Raw genomic sequence first — 17,809 nt, forward strand, 5'->3', positions numbered from 1 at the left:
CGGGCCCGGCGGGATATTCCCCGCCGGGCCTTTTTCGTTCGTATTCCGGGATGATCGCCGATACCGGCCTAAGGGCTTGCATGTGTCCGCCGATTCCATAGTATGACGCCGAGGGGGCACGACCTTCGCCGTCTGAGATCGGCGGGCAGTGCCAGGGAAGGACAGCGAGGGGATACGGTGAACCGAATCCGTCGCGCGAGCGCCGAGAACACAGCAGGACCCAGGGACGGGTGCCGGACAATCCGCCGTGCCCGCGGCTTCACGCTGCTCGAAGTGCTGGTCACGGTGCTGGTGCTGTCGCTCGGGCTGCTCGGCATCGCGGCCCTGCAGGTCGCGAGCATCCGCGACACCCAGGGCGCCTATCTCAAGAGCCAGGCCGTGAGCCGCGCCTACCAGATCGTCGACGCCATGCGGGCCAACCGCGAGAGCGCCCGCGACGGCGACTACGCCGACGATTACGACGAGCAGGCCGGCAGTTACTGCGACATCGAGGATCCCACCGCCGTCCAAAGCGACCTGTGTGCCTGGGAACAGGCCCTGGCCGCCTCGCTGCCCGACGGCGCCGGCAGCGTGCAGGTGGATTCCGCCTCCGGCATCGCCACGGTCTGCGTGCGCTGGGCCGAGCCCAAGCGCGCCCAGGAGATAGCGGTGGACAAGTGCAGCACCGCCGCCGATGATGCCGAGGACCGCCAGGTCTTCGAGCTGCAGACCGTCCTATGAGCCCCGTATCCCGCAACCGCCGACGGCAGCGGGGCTTCGGCCTCGTCGAGATGATGATCGCCATGGTGCTGGGTTTGCTGCTGGTGGCCGCGGCGATCCAGGTCTTCCTGAGCACGCGGGCCTCGTACCGCTACAACCAGGCGCTCGCCGAGGTCCAGGACGGCGCCCGCTTCGCCATGCACGTGCTCACCCACGATCTGCGCCTGGCCGGCTACACGGGTTGCCCCGCTCCGCAGAGCGACGCCCCCTCGGTGGCATCGAGGTCACCGTTCGGGGATGTGCGGGTGATCTCCAACAGCGCCGCCGCGACCGGCGTCACCGCCGCCAATCTGCTCGCCGACAGCCTCACTGCGCCCGACGACGAGTTGCCCGCGAGCGCCGACGGCGACAGCGACGCCATCCGGCTTGCGTACATGCGCGATTACGGGGTGCGGGTCACGGGACCGGCGGCCTCGCTCAACGCCAACCTGAAGGTCACCGGCAACCCGGCCGGCTGGGAAGCGGGCGATACCCTGCTTGTGACCGACTGCCGCCAGGCCGACCTGTTCGACGCCACGAGCGTGAGCAAATCCACCGGCGGTCCCTGGATCAATATCGCTCACGCCAACAGCGCCAATTCGAGCAACAAGCTGAGCAAGATCTACGACGAGGGCGCGCGGGTGCTGCAGCCATACGCGGTGGTCTATTACGTCGACGGCGACGACGGCGGTCTGCTCCGGCGGCGCTATTTCGCCGAGACCGCGAAGCGGCCGCCGACGGACGAGATGGTGTCCGACCTGACCCATCTCACCGTGCGTTACGGCGTGGACGCGGACGGTGACCAGATGCCGGACGCGTACGAGACGGAGGACACCGTCGACACGGGGGCGGCCTGGGACGATGTCGTCTCGGTGCGCATCGGCTTCGTGGTCGGCTCCGAGACCCGGGTCGGCGACGCCGGGGGGCAGGGCGGGCTCACCATGTTCGGCGACGAGATCACGGTGCCGGACGATGGCCGGCTTCGCCAGGTGTTCACCACGACCGTCGCCCTGCGCAACCGGGTGCCGTGACCATGCACCCGGCGGCGACGCGGATCGGCGTGCACCGACGCCCGCACACCGGCTCGGCGTTGATCGTGACGCTGGTGCTGCTGCTGGTGTTGACCGTGGTCGGCATCGCCGGGATGAGCGCCACGGTGCTGCAGGAACGCATGGCCGGCAACGTCCAGGACAGTGCCCAGGTGTTCGAGGCGGTGGAATCGGCGCTGCGGCTCTGCGGCAACCGGGTCATGGCCGGCGACAGCGATGCGGTGGGCGAGGCCGATGCCGACGAGATGACGGACTTCAAGATGGGCGACGAGAGCGAATCGCCGGACCGGGCCGAGCGTGTCACGCCGACACCGGGCAGCGCGCTCACCGCCCTCGGCGAGACCGGGTACCAGCTGCGCTGTCTGATCGAGTTCACGGGGCCGGTCGACCCGGCCCGAACCGGCGGCAGCCTGCGCCGGCCCGGTGCCGCCGGGGCCTTGGTGGGCTACCGGGTGACGGCGGCCGGGTCGCGCGTGCCGAAGGGACACTCCGGCACGGCGCGGCCCACGGTGATTCTGCAAAGCGACTTGGTGCTGTGGAAATGACTCTGGAGACGACGCGATGATGGACCGCATGAACGCTGCATTGCGGCGATACTGCCCGGCATTCGGGCTGGGCCTGATCGCGGCACTGGTCTCGGTGCCCGCCCTCGCGGTGTCGATCTCCCAGACACCCCTGTTCGTCAGCTATTCCTCGGCACCGAACGTATTGTTCGTGCTCGACGATTCCGGTTCCATGCAGTTCGAGAGCATGCCGGACGAACTCACCAACCTGTTCAACCGGTCGTGTTGCGACGACTACATCATGTGGATGTTCCCGTTCGTCAGCGGGGTGCACGGCGGTGACAGCTATTCGACGCGGCGCGTACCGTCGTTCAGCGCAAGCAGCGTGATGGCGGCTGTCTACCGCTCGCCGCATACCAACAAGCTCTACTACGATCCCGCCGTGACGTACCGTCCCTGGTCCCGGGCCGACGGCAGCCTCATGCCGGCCGCGGACCCCGAGAACGCTTACCATAATCCGGCCTTCCCCGATCGCGGCACCCGCGATCTGACGGCGGTGGACGAAGCCTACGCCGAGTGGATGGATGATCGCGACAACGACGAGGACCGGGAATCCCGCAACTACTACCCGGCGACCTATTTCCAGTACACCGGGCCGGAAGTCGACAATGTCCGGGAGGCGATAGAGGACGGGAACAGTGCCGTCTGGAACTTGAACAACTACGACCGCGTGGTCATCCGGTCGTCCCGGCAGAGCTATACCGGAGGCGGGCGCAGCAATCGATCCGATTGCAACAACGGCACCTGCACCTACGAGCAGGAAATCCAGAACTTCGCGAACTGGTACGTCTATTACCGGAGTCGTATCTTCGCGGCCCGTGCCGGCATCGGCCGGGCGTTCTCCGACCAACCCGACAGCCTCCGCGTCGGCTTCGGCGCCATCAATGCCGGCGAGCGGGACATCGACGGTGCGGACTCCGACACGGTTATCCGGGGCATCCGGCCGTTCAAGGGCTCGGACCGCGAGGCCTTCTTCGAGACGCTTTACAAGCAGACCATCGATCCCGAGGGAACGCCGTTGCGCCGGGGCCTGCAGGGGGCCGGCGAGTACTTCGGCCGCGACGACGAGGGCAGCCCCTGGGCGGATTCGCCGGCGGCTGGTGCCGGCGGCGCCCCGGGCAACGGCGACGACAACGATTTCGATTTCATCTGTTCGTTCCTGCCCTGGACCCCGCCGTGGTGTCAGGATGACGACGACGACGCGGATGACGGCGATGACGGGTATCAGGATCCCGCCGATCACAGCCCGTGTCGCCAGAGCTTCACGGTGCTGATGACGGACGGCTACTGGAGTGGCGGCAATCCCGACGACATCGGCAATGCCGACAATACCGCCGGACCGAATATCGAGAGGCCGGATGGCGCCGATTACCGGTATACGGCTTCCGATCCCTTCCAGGACGGGCATTCGGACACGCTCGCCGACGTGGCCATGTACTACTGGAAGCGCGACCTGCGCACCGACCTGGACAATACCGTGCCGACCTCCAACCGCGATCCGGCCTTTTGGCAGCACATGGTGACCTATGGCATCGGTCTCGGCGTGACCGGCAACGTGGACCCCGAGGCGGCCTTTGCGGCCATCGACACCGGTGCGGATATCGATTGGGACAACCCCGCCTACTCGGATGCGGCGAAGATAGACGACTTGCTGCACGCCGGCTTGAACAGCCGCGGCGGATTCTTCAGCGCGGCGAATCCGGAAGAATTCGCCAGCGACCTGTCGGCGGGCCTGGACGAAATGATCGAGCGGGTGATCACGACGGCGGCATCGCTGGCGGCGACGTCGACTCAGGCTTCGGGCGAGACCAGTGTATTCCGTGCCTCCTTCAGGACCGATGACTGGTCCGGCGAGCTGATTTCGTACCCGTATACCGCGGTCGGCAACGAGAGTGCGATTGAATGGCGGGCCTCGGAGCAGCTCCCCATACCGTCGCAGCGCGACATCTATACCGCCGACTCGGGCGGTGACGGTGTCGAGTTCCAGTGGTCGCAAATCGACAGCGATGCGCGGCAGGCGCTGGGTGGCGACAGCCGGGTCCTGGAGTACATCCGGGGCAGCCAGACCTCGGAAGGCACGGACGACGACGACTTCCGCGAGCGGAACAGCGTCCTGGGCGATATCGTCTACTCGGCGCCGGCTTTCGTCGGCGATCAGAGCTATGGCTACAGCATCCTGCCGTCGGCCGCGGGTGCCGCCTATGCCGGTTATGTCAACGGCAAATCGTCAAAGCGGGACGCCGTGCTCCTGGGCGCGAACGACGGCATGCTGCATGCCTTCGACGCGGCGGACGGTTCGGAACTTTTCGGCTACGTGCCGCGCCAGCTTCTCGCCCATGTGAGCGAGCTGACCGAGCAGGATTACGGTCACAGGTACTATGTGGACGGCTCTCCGGCGGTGGCCGATGCCTACCTGGACGGCGCCTGGCACACGGTCGCGGTGACCACCCTGGGACGCGGCGGCCGCGGTGCGTTCGCCCTGGACGTGACCGACCCGGCCAATTTCGGCCCCGATGACGTCCTGTGGGAGATCGACGCGAACGATTCGGGCTACCTGGGCGATGCCATGGGACAGGCCGCGATCGTGCGCCTGGAGAACGGCGATTGGGTCGCGATCCTGGGCAACGGCTACAACAGCTCGGGTGGCCGAGCCGCACTGGTCGTCGTCGATCTGGAAACCGGCGACGTCCTCAAGACGTTGGATACGGGCGCGGGCAATGACAACGGACTCGCCACACCGGTGGCGATCGATCGTGACCGTAACGGCTCGGTCGACACGGTCTACGCCGGCGACCTGAAAGGCAATCTCTGGAAGTTCGACCTGTCCGGCAATGCGAGCGCCAGTTGGCATGTCGCCTACGGGGGCGATCCGCTGTTCCGGGCGACCGCCGACAGCGGCGATGGTCAGCCGATCACCGCCCGGCCCGATGCGATAGCGCACCCGCTCGGGGGCGTGATGGTCGTATTCGGGACCGGACGCTATCTCGCGCAGGACGACATGGACCAGGCCGACGAGCAGAGCATGTACGGCATCTGGGACCGCCAAGGGAGCTCGCAGCCGGACACGGCGGCATCCGCCGGCGATCTCGTCGAGCAGGAAACCATCCTGATGGATACCACCGTCGGCGATCGCACGATCCGCGTCCTGAGCAGGAAGGGTGTCAATTACAACGACGAGGACGGCGGCCGGAAGCGGGGCTGGACGTTCGATTTCGCGCGCGACCGCGAACGCCTCACGCGGGAAGTCGACATATTCGACGGCAAGGCCATCTTCGTCTCGACCATCCCGCAGGCCGATTCCTGCAGTTTCGGCGGCGACAGCGCGTTGTTCGAGATCAATCCGCTGACCGGCACCCAGTTCGAGGAGCCGATCCTGGACCTCAACGACGACGGCGAGTTCGACGACGAGGACAGCACGACCGCCGACTTCGGCGATGACGGCGGGGACACGCGCGTGTATCCGGGCATCGTGGAGCTGGATATCGGCCTGGCGACGAACCCCTATATCCTGAACAAGGAGGACGGGAACCAGTCGAAGCTGACCATCGGCTCCACCCTGAACACCGACGTCATGGGCGAGAAAGGCTTCCTGCGGCCGGGCCGTGCGTCCTGGCAGCAAATACGATGAATGGCGCCCCGGTCATGTCCCGCAACCGGCAAACGGGCTTTACGCTGATCGAGTTGCTGATCGCGATCGTGATCGTCGCGATCCTGGCGGCCGTCGCCTACCCGGCGTATCTCGAGCAGGTCCGCTCGGCCCGGCGGGCGGACGCCCAGCAGGCACTGCTGTCGCTGGCGGCAGCAATGGAGCGGTACCACAGCCAGAACCTGAGCTACGCGGGCGCCGCGGACAAGAAGGGTGTCCCGCAGATCTTCGCCGACGAGGCCCCCCTGGACGGCGACGCCAAATACTACGACCTGCGTGTGACCTCGGCGTCGGTCGACGACTACACGATCCAGGCCCAGCCCAAGAATCATCAGGCCGACGACGGCGTCCTGCAGCTCGAGGCCGACGGCACGCGCCGCTGGGACCGCGACGACGACGGCAGCTTCGGCACGGACGAGAACTGCTGGAAGCGCACATGCTGAATCCGGCCCGACAAGCCAGGGGGTTCACCCTGCTAGAGCTCCTGATAGGACTGTCGGTGGCTGCCATCCTGGTCACCCTGGCGGTGCCCGGCATGACCCGGCTGATGCGGGAGAGCCAGGCCGGCGCCGCCGTCAACGACCTGGTCTACGCCCTGCGACTGGCCCGCAACGAGGCGGTGACGCGCAAGCTGCCCGTTGCCGTCTGCGCCAGCGCGGACGCCGAGAAATGCGCGGGCGACAACGACTGGCACGAGGGCCTGCTGGTGTTCACCGATCCCGACGAGGACGGCGATTGCCAGGACGACGGCAGCGGCGACTGCAAGGGCGGGGGAACCATCCTGCACCGAGCGGAGGGTGCCGACGCCGACCTGGAGCTATCGGCCAACGGCAATCCCAAAGGCGGCGTCGTGATCTACGATTCCCATGGTTTTGCCACGGGCTATCAAAGTACCTTCACTCTCTGCGATGGTAGCGGCGAGGTGGAGCGGCGCGGATTCACCTTGAACATGAGCGGACGCGTGAGCAAGGATGCGACAAGTCTCGGCAAGTGCGGCTAACCCCGGCTTCAGTCGTCGTCGACCGCGAGCGGTGCGAACCAGTCGTGGGGATTGGGCACCAGCCAGGTGCCGTGGCGGTCACGCTCGATGTCGCGGGCGCGCAACCAGGCCACGGCGTCCTGGGGGCGGGGACCCGGCCGGCCCCAGGTCACGGTGCCGCCGGGACCGGGCCGGAAGGCGCGGTCGTCGCCGCAGCCGTACTGCAGGCGCAGCCTGTCGCCGGCGGCGATACCGTGGCCAGGCGGCGCGGTCATGACCTCGGCGATGTCGTACCAGGCCTCGCAGCGTCCGCCGCCGCCGAAGAAACGCAGTGTGCGGGAGAAACCGCCCTCGGCGGTGCCCTGATAGACCAGGGTCAGCCGCAGATCGACGTCCGCCCGGTAGCTATCGTCCGCCGGCGCGGGCGCGACATCGTCCCCGTTCGCGGCGATTACGGCCCCGGCTATCAGGAAATGCGCGAAGAGGGCGATAACAATACGCATAACCGGGATTGTACCCGCTGACGGCCGTGACGCCAGCGGCGTGCCGGTTCCGTTAGAATGTATTCATACCGCCGCGCCGTGGGCCCGCGGGGCCACACGGGCGCGGACCAGAACGCAGGAATGTACGCATGATCCGATTGCTTTTGGTTGACGATCACCACCTGGTGCGCAGCGGCCTGAAACGGCTGCTGGACGAGGAGGACGATCTCGAGGTCGTGGCCGAGGCCGCGAGCGGCGAGGACGCCCTTCGCCTGGTGCGTGAACTGGAGCCGGACGTGGTCCTCATGGATGTGAACATGCCCGGCATGGGCGGTCTCGAAGCCACCCGGCGCCTGCTCAGCGCGCATCGCAACGTCAAGGTCATCGCGGTGTCCATGTACGACGAGGAGCCGTACCCGAGCCGTCTCCTGGAGGCCGGCGCCGCGGGTTACCTGTCCAAGGACAGCGCCGCCGAGGAAGTCGTGGCCGCGGTCCACCAGGTCGCTGCCGGCAAGAGCTTCGTGGCGCCGAGCATTGCCAGCCGCCTGGCGGTCTCGCTGATCAAGGGCAGCGGCGGCTCGCCGTTCGACCAGCTTTCCCAGCGCGAGATGCAGGTGGCCCTGATGGTCACGCAGGGGCAGGGCACGCAGGCGATCTCCGATACCCTGTGCCTGTCGCCCAAGACCGTCAGCACCTACCGCTACCGCGTTTTCGAGAAGCTGGACGTGCACAACGACGTCGAGCTGACCCGCTTGGCCATGCGATACGGTCTCCTGGAGGAACGTCACCGGGAAACCGGATGACCTGTACGCGTTGTCCGCGTCTGGTCGAGTTGCGGCAACGGGTCCGACGGGACTTCCCGGACTACCACGCCGCGCCGGTGCCGTCCTTCGGCCCCGGCGACGCCGGCCTGCTGGTGGTCGGTCTGGCGCCCGGCATGCACGGTGCCAACGCCACCGGCCGCCCCTTCACCGGTGACTATGCCGGCGAATTGCTGTACGCGACCCTGCATCGCTTCGGCTTCGCCTCGGCGCCCGTCTCGCGGCACGCGGACGACGGGCTCCGGCTGCACGACTGCCGCATCACCAACGCCGTGCGCTGCCTGCCGCCGGCGAACAAGCCCACGGGCGCCGAGGTCAACGAGTGCAACGGCTTCCTGCGCGAGGAACTGGCCGCGCCGCGGGTGATCCTGGCCCTCGGCGGTGTCGCGCACCGGGCCACGGTCAAGGCCCTCGGCCTGCGCCAGCGCGACTGGCCCTTCGGCCATGCCGCCGAGCATCCGCTGGCCGATGGCCGCACGCTGCTGGACAGCTATCATTGCAGCCGCTACAACACCCAGACCCGGCGGTTGACGCCCGCCATGTTCGAGCGGGTCTTCGAGCGCGCGCGGAGCCTGCTCGCCGCTTGAGCGCGGTCCGCACGGGCCGTCCCGACACCGATCGTCCGCTATGACGAGCAACGAGTTCGATCCCAGGGCCTATATCCGGCAGCTCACCTCGCGGCCGGGTGTGTACCGCATGCTCGACGCCGCCGGCGACGTGCTCTACGTGGGCAAGGCGAAGAACCTGAAGAAGCGGGTCTCCAGCTACTTCCTGCGCGCCAGCGGCGATCCCAAGACCGAGGCCATGGTCGACCAGATCGCCGGCATCGAGGTCTCGGTGACCCAGACCGAGGACGAAGCCCTGGTCCTGGAATCGACGCTGATCAAGAAGCTGCGGCCCCGCTACAACGTCTATCTGCGCGACGACAAGAGTTATCCCTACCTGTTCCTTTCCGGCGACCACGACTATCCGCGCGTGGGCTATCATCGGGGTGCGCGCAAGCGCCCGGGCCGCTATTTCGGGCCGTTCCCCAGCGTGGGCGCGGTGCGCCAGACGCAGAACGCTATCCACAAGCTGTTCCGGTTGCGCAACTGCGACGACAGCTATTTCGCCAACCGTTCGCGTCCCTGCCTGCAGTACCAGATCAAGCGCTGCTCGGCGCCCTGCGTGGGTTACATCAGCCGCGAGGACTATGCCCGCGACGTGGCCGACGCGGTGGACCTTCTCGAAGGCCGTAACGAACGCCTGGTCGATCGTCTGGTCCGGGAGATGGAGGCGGCGGCCGGGCGCCTGGAATTCGAGCAGGCGGCCCGCATCCGCGAGAAGATCGCCGCGGTGCGCCGCCTGCAGGAGCAGACGCAGGCCAGCGGCGGCCGCGCGGATTGCGACATCGTCTGCGGCACGGTCACGGGCGGTGCGGCGGCGGTGGTCGTGATCTCGGTTCGGGGCGGCATGCACCTGGGGCATCGCAGCTACTTCCCGACGATGCCGCCGGGCACCGGCGAGGCGGAGTTGATCGAGGCCTTCCTGGGCCAGTACTACCTGGAGCGCAAGCCGCCCGCCGAGGTGGTCGTCGACCCCGAGCCGGCGGAGCGGGAATGGCTGGCCGAGAGCCTGGCGCGGCGTGCGGGGCGGCGGGTCGCACTCAAGCATCGGGTGCGCGGCTACCGCGCGCAGTGGCTGGAGAACGCCCGCGCCACCCTGCGCCAGTCCCTGGATTCGCATCTGGCCAGCCGCGCGGGGGTCGAATCCCGGCTGTCGGACCTGCAGAAGGCGCTCGATCTGCCGGCACCGCCCATGCGCATGGAATGCTTCGATATCAGCCATACCCGCGGCGAGCGGCCGGTGGCTTCCTGCGTGGTGTTCCAGGGCGGCGCCGCGCACAAGAGCGATTATCGTCGCTTCAACATCGAGGGTATCGAGCCCGGCGACGACTACGCGGCCATCGCCCAGGCCCTGGCGCGGCGTTTCAAGCGGGTGCGGCGCGGCGAGGTGCCCTTGCCGGACCTGCTGTTGATCGACGGCGGCCGTGGCCAGCTCGGCGCGGCCCTCGAGGTCCTGCGCGAACTGGGGGTGGCGGACGTGCCGGTGGTGGGCGTGGCCAAGGGCGCGAGCCGCAAACCCGGACAGGAACAGTTGTTTTTGCCGGGGCGGCGGTCGCCGCTTATACTGCCGCCCGACTCGGGGGCGCTGCATCTCATCCAGCAGATTCGCGACGAAGCCCACCGTTTCGCGATCGGCGGCCATCGCGGGCGTCGCGCCAAGGCACGCAGCGGTTCGCTGCTGGACGAGATCGACGGCCTGGGGCCGGTCCGGCGCAAGCGGCTGCTCCGCGCCTTCGGCGGCGCCCGGCAGGTGGCCCGGGCCGGCGTGCGGGATCTAGCCCGCGTGGAGGGGATCAGCGCCGAGATGGCGCAACGGATCTACGATCATTTCCACGAGCGGGCCTGACCGGTGCCGTCCCGGCGGGCCGGGACATTTCCTGGGAAGGGACCGCAAAGCGATGCAACTGAACCTGCCGACCTGGTTGACCCTGTTCCGCCTGGTGCTGGTGCCCCTGCTGGTCCTGCTCCTGATGATGCCGTTCTTCCCGGGACAGAATATCCTCTCCACCGCGATCTTCGGGCTGGCGCTGGCGACCGACTGGCTGGACGGCTGGCTCGCGCGCCGCTGGGGCCAGACGTCCGGGTTCGGCGCCTTCCTCGATCCGGTGGCGGACAAGCTGATCGTCTGCGCGGTCCTGGTGCTCCTGGTCTACCGCGACCCGCATATCGTCGTGGCCCTGCCGGCCACGCTGATCATCGGCCGCGAGATCGCGGTATCCGCGTTGCGCGAATGGATGGCCGAGATCGGCCAGCGCGGTCTGGTGGCCGTGGGGGCCGCGGGCAAATACAAGACCAGCATCCAGATGATCGCCATCCTGGTGATGCTCTATGCGCTGCCCACCCAGGGACGGTTGTACGGCTTCGGGGTGACGCTGCTGGCGATCGCGGCGGTCCTGACGGTCTGGTCCATGGTCATGTACCTGCGCGCGGCCTGGCCGTTGCTGCGGGGCGGAGGCCCCGGCGGGGGCGGGCCGCCTTGACAGAGCGCGGGCGGCGCCTACAATACGCACCTGCCGAGCGGGAATAGCTCAGTGGTAGAGCACAACCTTGCCAAGGTTGGGGTCGCGAGTTCGAATCTCGTTTCCCGCTCCAAATTCGGATCGTCAAGCAGCGCCGGAGCTGGTATCCGGTCTGCGCGAAACCTCGGTCGCCGGCACGGTCGAGGTTTTTTTCGTTCCGGGCCCGGTGGCAGAGTGGTGATGCAGCGGCCTGCAAAGCCGCGTACGTCGGTTCGATTCCGGCCCGGGCCTCCATTCTTTCTTTGCCGCTCCCGATTTCTAGAGTCCCGCCCGACGTAGTATGATCACCGCTCCATCCGTGCCCGGGTGGTGGAATTGGTAGACACTGGGGACTTGAGTTCTTTGAGCACTCAGACCGGAAACGGCTGATGTGAATGGAGTCAAATTCGGGGGAACCTCAGCACTCAGGGTGGTGGCAATCCCGAGCTAAGCGCCGACGTGCCGTTTTCTGTTTCGATAAGTGGGGGTCAGGGCGTGGCAATTGGGACACAGGAGGCGCAGGTTCGCGAGCCTGTTGTCCTTGTTGTCCCCGTTGATGTGGTCGAGTTCCAATGGCATGGGGAAACCAAGCCATTCGGTTCTCTCGCATCTCGAGCACCGTTGCTCGAACAGACCCTCCCGCAATAGGCGGTTACGCAGTTTGTGGGACTGGATCGGTACCTGGTTGCTCAGGTAGGCGTCGATTGGCCGCTTGGGCGGCAACCTTCGGCCTCGATTCCAGGCCCGGCCCGTGAAGTGTGATGTGTCCAGGCGAAAGTGTGCGATAGCCTTGCGCAGCACATCATAGTTGCCTCCGTAGGCGGCGACATCGAGCCTCTGGAGGACTTGCCGCATGGAGGTGGATCGTTCGACCGCTTCCCGCAGTTGGGCCTCGGAGTACTTGCGTAGCTTCATGCGTCGGCGAAAGTGTAGAGACTTGACGGCTCCTGCCTAAGCCGCGGTTCGCTGAGCGCCACGGTACGGCAAAGAGAAAGTCCAGACCACAAATGCGTCGTGCGCGACGCAGCGGCGAAAGCCGTAGAGGGTAAGAAAATCCCCTGGCCATAGGCCGTGCCGGTTCGAGTCCGGCCCCGGGCACCATCCGCGCGCCGCCGGTGCGCAGGTGGCGGGTTTCGTGTTTCAGGTTTCGTGATCAGAAAGATGCACCGCTAGTGACCGAGCCGACTTCCAACACGAAACATGCAACACGAAACAGCGACGTGCTCCTGCACATCGAATCCCTGTCCTGCCGCCGCGGCGAGCGCCTCCTGTTCCGTGGCCTCGACCTGACCCTGGCCGCGGGCGAGGCGGTCCAGGTCGCCGGCGCCAACGGTCGCGGCAAGACCACGCTGTTGCGCACCGTATGCGGTCTCCAGCGGCCCGAAACGGGCGCGGTCCACTGGCGTGGCCGCGACATCCGCCGCGATCCGGATGCCTTCGCCGGCAATTGCCTTTACCTGGCCCACGAGAACGCCCTGAATCCCGACCTGACCGCGCGCGAGAACCTCGCCGCCCTGACACGGGTGATGGGCGACAGGTCGGACGCGGCGGCGATCGACCGGGCCCTGGCCGACATGGGCGCCGACGCCTGGGCGGACCTGCCTTGCCGCAGCCTGTCCGCCGGACAGCGTCGGCGCAGCGCGCTGGCCCGGCTGCGGCTGTCGCGCGCGCCCCTGTGGCTGCTCGACGAGCCGGCGGCCGCCCTGGATACCGATGCCCGCGGTCTGCTCGCGGATTGCATCGGCGATCACGTCGGCGCCGGCGGCACCGTGCTGTTCACCACGCACGAGCCCCTGACCCTGCCGGGGATCGGGCTGCGTATCGTGGAGTTGCCGGCGTGAGCGGGTTCTGGGCGCTGCTCAAGCGCGATCTGTTGCTGTTGCTGCGGCAACGCGGCGAGGTCATGCACCACGTGTTGTTCTTCCTGCTCGTGGTCTGCCTGTTTCCGCTCGGCACGCGGCCGGCGCCGGATCTGTTGCTGGCGGTGACGCCGGCGCTGCTCTGGGTGTCGGCGCTGCTGTCGGCGCTGCTGTCGCTGCAGCGTCTGTTCCGCCCGGACCTGGAGGACGGCACCCTCGAACAGCTCCTGATCTCGCCGCGGCCGCTCGCGGCCCTGGTGCTCGCCAAGGTGGGCGCCTACTGGCTCGGCAGCGGGCTCGTTTTCGTGCTCGTGGGGCCGCTGCTGGCGGTGCCGCTGGGCGTGCCCGCGGACGCGATTCCGGTTATCATGTTGACCCTGTTGTTGGGCACGCCGGTCCTGGGTCTGGTGGGCGCGATCGGAGTGGCATTGACCCTCGGGCTGCCGCGCGCCGGTCTGCTGCTCAGCCTGCTCATCTTCCCGCTGTACGTGCCGGTGCTGATCTTCGGCGCCGGTGCGATGCACGCGGCGATCACCGGCCTGCCCACGGCGGGGCCGCTCTATCTCCTGGCGGCGTTGCTGGTGCTGGCGCTGACGCTGGCGCCGCTGGCCGCGGCGGCCGCACTGCGGATCAGCCTGGAGTAGGGGCGCGGACGTTTCGCGGGACGAGCATAAATGCTACATATGTCACTTTTAGTCGCCGGGGTGCTCGACCGGCCGGCCGGCACGAGTCCGCAAAACCCATGATGCGCTGGTTCCATCAACTCGGCTCGCCCCCGCACTTCATGGCGATCAGTCGCCGGCTGGAGCCGTTCCTGGCGGTCCCCGCGGTGGCGCTGTGCCTGCTGGGCGCCTATGCCGGGCTGGTATGGGCGCCGGCCGACTATCAGCAGGGCGACGCCTTCCGGATCATCTACATCCACGTGCCGGCCGCCTGGCTGTCGCTGTTCGTGTATACCTCCATGGCGGTGGCGGGCGCGATCGCCCTGATCTGGCGCATGAAGCTGGCCGAGATTTACGTGGTCACGGCCGCCTCCCTGGGCGCCAGCTTCACCTTCCTGGCACTGGTCACCGGCTCGGTCTGGGGCAAGCCCATGTGGGGTACCTGGTGGGTCTGGGATGCGCGCCTGACTTCCGAGCTGATCCTGTTGTTCCTCTATCTGGGCGTGATTGCGCTCAACAACGCGATCGAGCAGCCCCGCAGCGCGGCGCGAGCCTGCTCGTTGCTGGCGCTGGTGGGCGTGGTGAACGTCCCCATCATCCATTACTCGGTGGAGTGGTGGAACACGCTGCACCAGGGGCCGACGGTGACGCGCTTCGACAAGCCGGCGATGGAATGGTCGATGCTGTGGCCGCTGTTGACCGTGGCCTTGGGCGCCACGCTGCTGTTCGGCTGGTTGGTACTGGTCCGCATGCGCGCCGAACTGCTCTGGCGCGAGCGCCGCAGCCGCTGGGTCCGGCGCTACCTGGCGGGCGAGGAGGCAGGCAATGGCTGAATTCTGGGATATGGGCGGCTACGGGGCCTACGTCTGGTCCAGCTACGGCATCGCCCTCGTAATATTGTTATTGAACACGGTCGAACCCTACTGGCGGCTGCGGCGAACCGAGCGCCGCATCGCGCGAGAGACGGCCCGGGAGGACACATGACGCCCACGCGTCGCCGACGCCTGATGCTGGTGGGGCTGCTGCTGGTCGGCCTGAGTGCCGCCACCGCCCTGATGCTCACGGCCTTCAGCGAGAACTTGCTGTATTTCTACGCCCCCAGCGAGGTGGCCGCGGGCGAGGTGCCGCCCGATACCCGCTTCCGCGTGGGCGGCATCGTCAAGTCCGGCAGCGTCAGCCGCGCGGAGGACGGCCTGACCGTACGCTTCGTGCTCGAGGATTGCACCGCGGGCGTGCCGGTGCGCTACAAGGGCATCCTGCCCGACCTGTTCCGCGAGGGACAGGGGATCGTCGCCTACGGACGACTCGACGGCGAGGGCCGCTTTATCGCCGACGAGGTCCTGGCCAAGCACGACGAGAACTACATGCCCAAGGAGGTCGCCGACTCGTTGCAGACCGAGGACGGCCAGTCCTGCATGCCCGCGGGAATGGGCACGATGTGATCCCCGCGCCGGGGCGGCGGACGCCGGCCCCGGCCCTGCGGCCACGCGCTGGCATCGTACTTGCCTGACGGTATCCGGCGGCCGGAGCGGCGGCGCCCCGCCGGCGCCGCGTTGCCCGGTCCGCCGCGGGCCGGAGCGATGCGATGTCCGATCCATGCCGGGGCGGAGCCGCACGGCTTGCGCCAACATGGTGCGCCCGGCGGAGCCCGGCTGCCGTCGGACGGCCTACGGCGCGGGGCGCGGGAAAGGCCGCGACCGGTCCGGCTGGCGGTCGGGCCCTTTGGTATGCTGGTTTCGGCGCCCGCGGGCGCGGCATGACGGGAGGTCGCGGCGCCAGCGGAAACGGCCGCCGCGGCCCGACAATCCGCCGGCCGGTGCCCGGTAGGGCGTCGAGCCTCCGGACGCGCTCGGACAGGGCGCCCGGCGGCGGTTGCCGGCGTCGCCGAAAGCGATTAACGTCGCCGCGGCCGACGGCGGCATGGGCCGACCGAATGGATTTGGGGAGAAGCGACCACGATGAGCGTTGACACGCGACTGCAGTTCGATCGTCTGCCGGCCGTGGCGCCGGCGTACGTACGCGCGCTGATCAAGCGCGGCGGCCGGCTGCCCGAGGGCGGCACCATCCCGGATATCGAGGCGGAGGTCGGCGGTGTGACCGCGGACCCGGCGAACCTAGCAGAGTACCGTCGGGTCTGCGGCTTCGCGCAGGGTGATGCGTTGCCCGTCACCTATCCGCACATCCTGGCCTTTCCGATGCACATGGCGGTGCTCACGCACGGGCGGTTCCCGCTCAAGCTGCTGGGCCTGGTGCACATGCGCAACGCGATCACCCAGTACCGCCGTATCGGCGCTGACGAGCGCCTGGATCTGAATGTCGCCGTCGGCGGTCATCGCCAGGTACACAACGGCATCGAGTTCGACCTCGTCACGCGGGTGCGCGACGAGCGCGGCGAGTTGGCCTGGGAATCGGCCAGCACCATGCTGTCGCGCGGCGGCGGTACCGGCAAGCGCCGCAAGAAGGGCGGCGATGACGAATCCGCCGTCGAGAATGCCCGTTACGCCACCTGGGAGGCGCCGGCGGATATCGGACGGCGCTACGCCCACGCGGCCGGCGACTACAATCCCATCCACCTGTCGGCGTTGTCGGCGAAACTGTTCGGCTTCCCGCGCGCGATCGCGCACGGCATGTGGTCCAAGGCGCGCACCGCCGCCGAGATCGAGGACGAGCTGAATTCGGATGCCTACCGCCTGGAGGTGGCCTTCCGCCGACCGGTCCTGTTGCCGGGATCGCTGATGCTCAAGTATCGCCCGGGCGGGGAGGGCATCCCGTTCGTCCTGACGGACCCGGACGGCAACACGACACATATGCAGGGCGCCGCCACCTACCTGTGACGGCCCCCGGGGGGATCGTTTTTCCCACTCCGGTTTGAAATCGAAAGGACGGATCATGCGGATACGCAAAGCGGTATTCCCGGTGGCGGGCCTCGGGACCCGTTTCCTCCCGGCCACGAAGGCCAGCGCCAAGGAAATCCTGCCGGTGGTCGACAAGCCCCTGGTGCAGTACGCCGTGAAGGAGGCGATCGCGGCGGGCGCCGAGGAGATGGTGTTCATCACGAGCCATACCAAGAACTCGATCATGGATCACTTCGATCGGGACTATGAGCTGGAGGCCACCCTGGAGCGCAAGGGCAAGGAGGAATTGCTCAACGCCGTGCGCGACGTCCTGCCCCCCGGCATCACCTGCGTCTATATCCGCCAGCCCGAGGCCCTGGGCCTCGGCCATGCCATCTCCTGCGCCCTGCCCGCGGTGGGCGACCAGGATTTCGCCGTGCTCCTCGCCGACGACCTGATCGCCGGCAGCTTCCAGCCCTGCCTGGCGCAGATGCAGCGGGTCTACCAGGAATACGGCGCCAGCGTCCTGGCGGTGCAGCGGGTGCCGCCGGAGGAGACGCACAAGTACGGCATCGTCGAGGTCGAGCCGATCGGTCCGGGTCTGTCCGAGATCAAGAATATCGTCGAGAAGCCCGATCCGGACAAGGCGCCGTCCAACCTGGCGGTGGTCGGTCGCTACATCCTCACCCCGCGCATCTTCAAGCTCCTGGATCGCACCAACCCGGGCGCCGGCGGCGAGATCCAGCTCACCGACGCGATCGAGGCGCTGATGGGCGAGCAGACCGTCCTGGCCTACGAGTTCGAGGGCACCCGCTACGACTGCGGCAGCAAGTTCGGCTACCTCAAGGCGAACGTCGAGATGGGTCTGCAGCACCCCGAGATCGGCGCGGAGTTCCGCGATTACCTCGCGGAACTGACCCACGACTGGGAAGCGGGCGGGGCGGCGGCCTCCGCGAAGTCGGAAAAGGCCGGCTGAATTGTCCTACAATTGTCGAGACATGCGCCCCGGATTTGTTATCATTCAAGACGAGCGGCGCAACCCGGACCCGTGGTGGCGTCAAACGAACGGGGCG

Annotated in this window: 19 protein-coding genes and 2 tRNA genes; 19 read left to right on the top strand and 2 right to left on the bottom strand. The window is 67.7% G+C overall.

The window, feature by feature from the left end; translation table 11 throughout:
• Nucleotides 1-177: 177 nt before the first annotated feature.
• The 6 genes from pilV to PC39_RS10005 are packed head-to-tail and all read left to right on the top strand — an operon-like array spanning nucleotide 178 to nucleotide 6,996.
• Entirely contained in the window at nucleotides 178-720 is a 543-nt protein-coding gene (pilV, locus tag PC39_RS09980) for a type IV pilus modification protein PilV (protein ID WP_353253242.1), read from the top strand.
• Entirely contained in the window at nucleotides 717-1,769 is a 1,053-nt protein-coding gene (locus PC39_RS09985) for a PilW family protein (protein ID WP_353253243.1), read from the top strand. The genes pilV and PC39_RS09985 overlap by 4 nt, the downstream gene beginning before the upstream one ends.
• Nucleotides 1,770-1,798: 29 nt before the next feature.
• On the top strand, nucleotides 1,799-2,332 hold the full coding sequence (locus tag PC39_RS09990; RefSeq protein WP_353253244.1) for a pilus assembly PilX family protein: 534 nt from the start codon (nucleotides 1,799-1,801) through the stop codon (nucleotides 2,330-2,332).
• A 28-nt stretch (nucleotides 2,333-2,360) separates the two neighbouring features.
• Nucleotides 2,361-5,978, top strand: a complete 3,618-nt coding sequence (locus PC39_RS09995; RefSeq protein ID WP_353253245.1) for a pilus assembly protein — start codon at nucleotides 2,361-2,363, stop codon at nucleotides 5,976-5,978.
• Between the two features lie 14 nt (nucleotides 5,979-5,992).
• Entirely contained in the window at nucleotides 5,993-6,439 is a 447-nt protein-coding gene (locus PC39_RS10000) for a type IV pilin protein (protein WP_353253246.1), read from the top strand.
• Nucleotides 6,433-6,996, top strand: coding sequence for a GspH/FimT family pseudopilin (locus PC39_RS10005; RefSeq protein WP_353253247.1), 564 nt, complete (start codon nucleotides 6,433-6,435; stop codon nucleotides 6,994-6,996). Before PC39_RS10000 ends, PC39_RS10005 begins: the two co-directional genes overlap by 7 nt.
• A gap of 8 nt (nucleotides 6,997-7,004) precedes the next feature.
• Here PC39_RS10005 and PC39_RS10010 read toward each other — a convergent pair whose 3' ends face one another.
• Nucleotides 7,005-7,478, bottom strand: coding sequence for a hypothetical protein (locus PC39_RS10010; RefSeq protein WP_353253248.1), 474 nt, complete (start codon nucleotides 7,476-7,478; stop codon nucleotides 7,005-7,007).
• A gap of 128 nt (nucleotides 7,479-7,606) precedes the next feature.
• On the opposite strand from PC39_RS10010, the gene PC39_RS10015 reads away from it, so the two are divergent.
• The 6 genes from PC39_RS10015 to PC39_RS10040 all read left to right on the top strand — a co-directional run bounded on the left by PC39_RS10015 (nucleotide 7,607) and on the right by PC39_RS10040 (nucleotide 11,636).
• Complete coding sequence (locus PC39_RS10015; protein ID WP_353253249.1) at nucleotides 7,607-8,260, top strand: response regulator; 654 nt, start codon at nucleotides 7,607-7,609, stop codon at nucleotides 8,258-8,260.
• Nucleotides 8,257-8,865, top strand: coding sequence for a uracil-DNA glycosylase (locus PC39_RS10020; protein ID WP_353253250.1), 609 nt, complete (start codon nucleotides 8,257-8,259; stop codon nucleotides 8,863-8,865). Before PC39_RS10015 ends, PC39_RS10020 begins: the two co-directional genes overlap by 4 nt.
• Before the next feature lie 40 nt (nucleotides 8,866-8,905).
• On the top strand, nucleotides 8,906-10,729 hold the full coding sequence (gene uvrC / locus PC39_RS10025; protein WP_353253251.1) for an excinuclease ABC subunit UvrC: 1,824 nt from the start codon (nucleotides 8,906-8,908) through the stop codon (nucleotides 10,727-10,729).
• A 52-nt stretch (nucleotides 10,730-10,781) separates the two neighbouring features.
• The gene (pgsA, locus tag PC39_RS10030; protein ID WP_353253252.1) at nucleotides 10,782-11,363 is read left to right on the top strand and encodes a CDP-diacylglycerol--glycerol-3-phosphate 3-phosphatidyltransferase; all 582 of its coding nucleotides are present in this window, start codon (nucleotides 10,782-10,784) and stop codon (nucleotides 11,361-11,363) included.
• Between the two features lie 37 nt (nucleotides 11,364-11,400).
• Nucleotides 11,401-11,475: transfer RNA gene (locus tag PC39_RS10035), tRNA-Gly, on the top strand.
• A gap of 87 nt (nucleotides 11,476-11,562) precedes the next feature.
• A tRNA-Cys gene (locus tag PC39_RS10040) sits at nucleotides 11,563-11,636 on the top strand.
• A 192-nt stretch (nucleotides 11,637-11,828) separates the two neighbouring features.
• Here PC39_RS10040 and PC39_RS10045 read toward each other — a convergent pair.
• Nucleotides 11,829-12,296 (bottom strand): HNH endonuclease signature motif containing protein, encoded by a 468-nt coding sequence (locus tag PC39_RS10045; protein ID WP_353253253.1) that lies wholly within the window; start codon nucleotides 12,294-12,296, stop codon nucleotides 11,829-11,831.
• A 305-nt stretch (nucleotides 12,297-12,601) separates the two neighbouring features.
• Here PC39_RS10045 and ccmA point away from each other — a divergent pair, with 305 nt between their 5' ends.
• The 7 genes from ccmA (at nucleotide 12,602) to galU (ending at nucleotide 17,712) form a co-directional block, all read left to right on the top strand.
• On the top strand, nucleotides 12,602-13,222 hold the full coding sequence (gene ccmA / locus PC39_RS10050; RefSeq protein ID WP_353253254.1) for a cytochrome c biogenesis heme-transporting ATPase CcmA: 621 nt from the start codon (nucleotides 12,602-12,604) through the stop codon (nucleotides 13,220-13,222).
• Nucleotides 13,219-13,884 (top strand): heme exporter protein CcmB, encoded by a 666-nt coding sequence (gene ccmB / locus PC39_RS10055; RefSeq protein ID WP_353253255.1) that lies wholly within the window; start codon nucleotides 13,219-13,221, stop codon nucleotides 13,882-13,884. Before ccmA ends, ccmB begins: the two co-directional genes overlap by 4 nt.
• A gap of 101 nt (nucleotides 13,885-13,985) precedes the next feature.
• Nucleotides 13,986-14,735, top strand: coding sequence for a heme ABC transporter permease (locus tag PC39_RS10060; RefSeq protein WP_353253397.1), 750 nt, complete (start codon nucleotides 13,986-13,988; stop codon nucleotides 14,733-14,735).
• Complete coding sequence (ccmD, locus tag PC39_RS10065; protein WP_353253256.1) at nucleotides 14,728-14,886, top strand: heme exporter protein CcmD; 159 nt, start codon at nucleotides 14,728-14,730, stop codon at nucleotides 14,884-14,886. The genes PC39_RS10060 and ccmD overlap by 8 nt, the downstream gene beginning before the upstream one ends.
• Nucleotides 14,883-15,344 carry a cytochrome c maturation protein CcmE gene (gene ccmE / locus PC39_RS10070; RefSeq protein WP_353253257.1) on the top strand — a complete coding sequence of 154 codons (462 nt, stop codon included), beginning with the start codon at nucleotides 14,883-14,885 and terminating at the stop codon, nucleotides 15,342-15,344. The genes ccmD and ccmE overlap by 4 nt, the downstream gene beginning before the upstream one ends.
• A 516-nt stretch (nucleotides 15,345-15,860) precedes the next feature.
• Complete coding sequence (locus PC39_RS10075) at nucleotides 15,861-16,736, top strand: MaoC/PaaZ C-terminal domain-containing protein (protein ID WP_353253258.1); 876 nt, start codon at nucleotides 15,861-15,863, stop codon at nucleotides 16,734-16,736.
• Between the two features lie 55 nt (nucleotides 16,737-16,791).
• On the top strand, nucleotides 16,792-17,712 hold the full coding sequence (galU, locus tag PC39_RS10080) for a UTP--glucose-1-phosphate uridylyltransferase GalU (protein ID WP_353253259.1): 921 nt from the start codon (nucleotides 16,792-16,794) through the stop codon (nucleotides 17,710-17,712).
• The last annotated feature ends 97 nt before the right edge of the window (nucleotides 17,713-17,809 follow it).

This window comes from Salinisphaera sp. PC39, from assembly GCF_040361335.1.
Classification (GTDB): domain Bacteria; phylum Pseudomonadota; class Gammaproteobacteria; order Nevskiales; family Salinisphaeraceae; genus APNM01.